This is a genomic window from Dechloromonas denitrificans, from assembly GCF_001551835.1.
GTDB classification, from domain to species: domain Bacteria; phylum Pseudomonadota; class Gammaproteobacteria; order Burkholderiales; family Rhodocyclaceae; genus Azonexus; species Azonexus denitrificans.
Genome location: NZ_LODL01000008.1, coordinates 1 through 2,499, shown reverse-complemented (window position 1 = coordinate 2,499; position 2,499 = coordinate 1). Strand labels below are relative to the sequence as shown.

The following is a 2,499-nucleotide window of genomic DNA, read 5'->3' as shown; positions in this document are numbered from 1 at the left end:
GTAAGCGCCCTATTGAGGGCAGTCTATTCGGCGACTCATGAACGCGTGAAACTTGTGCCCACGCGAAAGTGAGTGGGCACGAAATGGTGAGAAACGAAGACTTGGCACGACGACTGGTCGTGCGACGTGGTGCAAACGGGAATTGCACTTATGACGAATCGGCGAAACGGGAACTGATCGAACTGGGTCAGAGCGGCGTGGCCTCGGTAGCCAAGGTGGCGCAGACCTACGGCGTGAATCCGAACCAGTTGCACAACTGGATTGCCTTATATCGGGAAGAGCGAACTGGCAGCGCTGTTGCCCGGTTGCGGGGAGCGCCGGAAAGCCAATCATCGCCCTTCATACCGGTTGTGGCGGCACCGATTGTTCCTGCAACCCAGGAGATCAAGCTCGACATCACCTTCGCCAACGGTATCCAGGCTGACCTCGGTGGCTTGAGCCGTGACGATGTACTGATCCTCTTGCCCATGCTGGCCAGTCTGCCATGTTCCGCTTCGACCCGGCGCTGAAAGTCTATGTGCACCGCGAGCCGGTGGATGGACGTAAGGCGATCAACGGATTGGCTGTGCTGGTTGAGCAAGCCCTGGGTCTGGACCCATTTGCGCCGGCCCTGTTCGTCTTCAGCAACCGGCGGCGCGACCGGATCAAGATCTTGCTGTGGGAGCGCACGGGCTTCTGGCTGATGATCAAGCGACTCGAGGCAGACCGCTTCAAATGGCCAAAGGATGCCGAGGTTCTCACGCTCAGTGTCGAGCAACTGCACTGGCTGCTGGCGGGAATCGACCTGGCGGCCATGCGCCCGCATACGGAGAAGAAATATTTGCAGGCAGGGTGAACCGGCCGCCATGCCCTTGGTCTAATCTGGCAATGAAGACCGTTACGCTCAACCAGGAAGAATTCGATGCACTCGTCGCTGCCCGCGACGCAGCATTTGCCGAGCGCGAAAGCCTGCGCGGCGAGGTGCGCATCCTCACCGTCGAACGCGATCTGCTGCAAGAGCGGCTCAAAGCCTTCTTGCGCCAGCTATTTGATGCGAAATCAGAAGTGCGCGGCACGGATCAGAAAGATCTGTTCTTCAACGAAGCAGAGGTTCTGGCGCCTCTTGGGAGCGCGGTCGCCGAGGAGTCGCCGGCGGCCGTCGACATTCCTGCCCACACGCGCCAGAAGCGTGGCCGCAAGCCGCTCGATCCCAGTCTGCCCCGCGAGATCGTCCGGCACGAACTGCCGGAATCGGAACGGATCTGCGCCCATGACGGCTCGGCGCTGGTTGAGATCGGCGTCGAGATCAGCGAACAGTTGGACATCATTCCGCAGCAGGTCCGGGTCATCCAGCATCAGCGGGTGAAATATGCCTGCGCGTGCTGTGATCGAGGCATCAAAGTCACCCCGGCACTGGCACGCATCATTCCCAAGGGGCTGCTGACGGAATCGGCCCTGGCTTGGGTGGTGACCTCGAAGTACATGGACGGTTTGCCGTTGTACCGGCAAGCCGCGCTCTTGGGGCGCTTTGGTGGTGATCTGTCGCGCACGACGCTGGCGGCGAGCATCATCCGGGTCGGCGAAGCCGTCCAGCCGATCATCAATCTGTTACGGGATCACCTGCTCGATGCCGACCTGATCCATGCGGACGAAACGACGATCCAGGTGCTGAAGGAGCCGGGCAAGAAGGCACAGACGAAGAGCTATCTCTGGGCACAAGCCACGGGCAGCGGACCACCGATCCGGCTGTTCGGCTATGCGCCGGGACGGGGTGCCTCCCATGCAAACATCCTGTATGCCGGCATCAAGCCGGGGGCTACCTTGATGAGTGATGGTTACGAGGTCTATGGCGGTGTCGCCGAGGCCAACGGCCTGACTCACCTCGCTTGCTGGGCACACTGCCGGCGCTATTTCGTCGACGCCGAAGCGGTCATTCCCAAGACCGCCCGGACGCCGGAGCAGCCAGCCACGCAGTTCATCGCGGCGATCGGTGCATTGTATGCAGTGGAGTCAAAGGCAAAGGACAAATCAGCCACAGAACACCAGCGACTGCGCGACGAACTCAGCCGTCCGATCCTGGCCAGGATCGAGGCGATGTTGCTCAAGCATCTCCACACCGTCGTCCCCGGTAGCTTGTTGGGGAAGGCACTGCATTACCTGTCAGCGCAATGGCCAAAGCTGACCCGCTATGTCGAGAATGGTGCCTGGCCCATCGACAACAACCTTTGCGAGAACGCCATCCGTCCGTTCGTCGTCGGCCGCCGCAACTGGTTGTTCGCCGATACCGTGGCGGGGGCCAATGCCAGTGCCAATCTCTACTCGCTCGTCGAAACCTGCAAGGCAAGCGGCATCGATCCTTACGCCTATCTCATCGGGATCTTCCGCAAACTGCCCGCCGCCCAAACCGCCGACGACTTCGAGGCGCTTCTACCTTGGCGTTTTGTTTCGGGATTCTAAACGTTCATCCCCCTACCGTTTCGTCGCACCTCAAGTCAATGACGTCATCAATAGGGCGCTTAC

3 protein-coding genes are annotated in these 2,499 nt (G+C 60.5%); all 3 read left to right on the top strand.

Going from position 1 to position 2,499, the window contains the following annotated elements:
• The first annotated feature begins 119 nt into the window (after positions 1-119).
• From AT959_RS04190 to tnpC, 3 genes are read left to right on the top strand one after another with little or no spacing between them, the layout of a single operon-like run.
• On the top strand, positions 120-509 hold the full coding sequence (locus tag AT959_RS04190; protein WP_157651207.1) for a transposase: 390 nt from the start codon (positions 120-122) through the stop codon (positions 507-509).
• Entirely contained in the window at positions 485-835 is a 351-nt protein-coding gene (gene tnpB, locus AT959_RS04185; RefSeq protein ID WP_066880946.1) for an IS66 family insertion sequence element accessory protein TnpB, read from the top strand. Before AT959_RS04190 ends, tnpB begins: the two co-directional genes overlap by 25 nt.
• A gap of 32 nt (positions 836-867) precedes the next feature.
• Complete coding sequence (tnpC, locus tag AT959_RS04180) at positions 868-2,436, top strand: IS66 family transposase (RefSeq protein ID WP_066880944.1); 1,569 nt, start codon at positions 868-870, stop codon at positions 2,434-2,436.
• The last annotated feature ends 63 nt before the right edge of the window (positions 2,437-2,499 follow it).

Excerpts from the sequence above, each read along its gene's own strand:
- tnpB (WP_066880946.1), top strand. The coding sequence starts at position 485 with ATGTTCCGCTTCGACCCGGCGCTGAAAGTCTATGTGCACCGCGAGCCG.
- tnpC (WP_066880944.1), top strand. The coding sequence starts at position 868 with ATGAAGACCGTTACGCTCAACCAGGAAGAATTCGATGCACTCGTCGCT.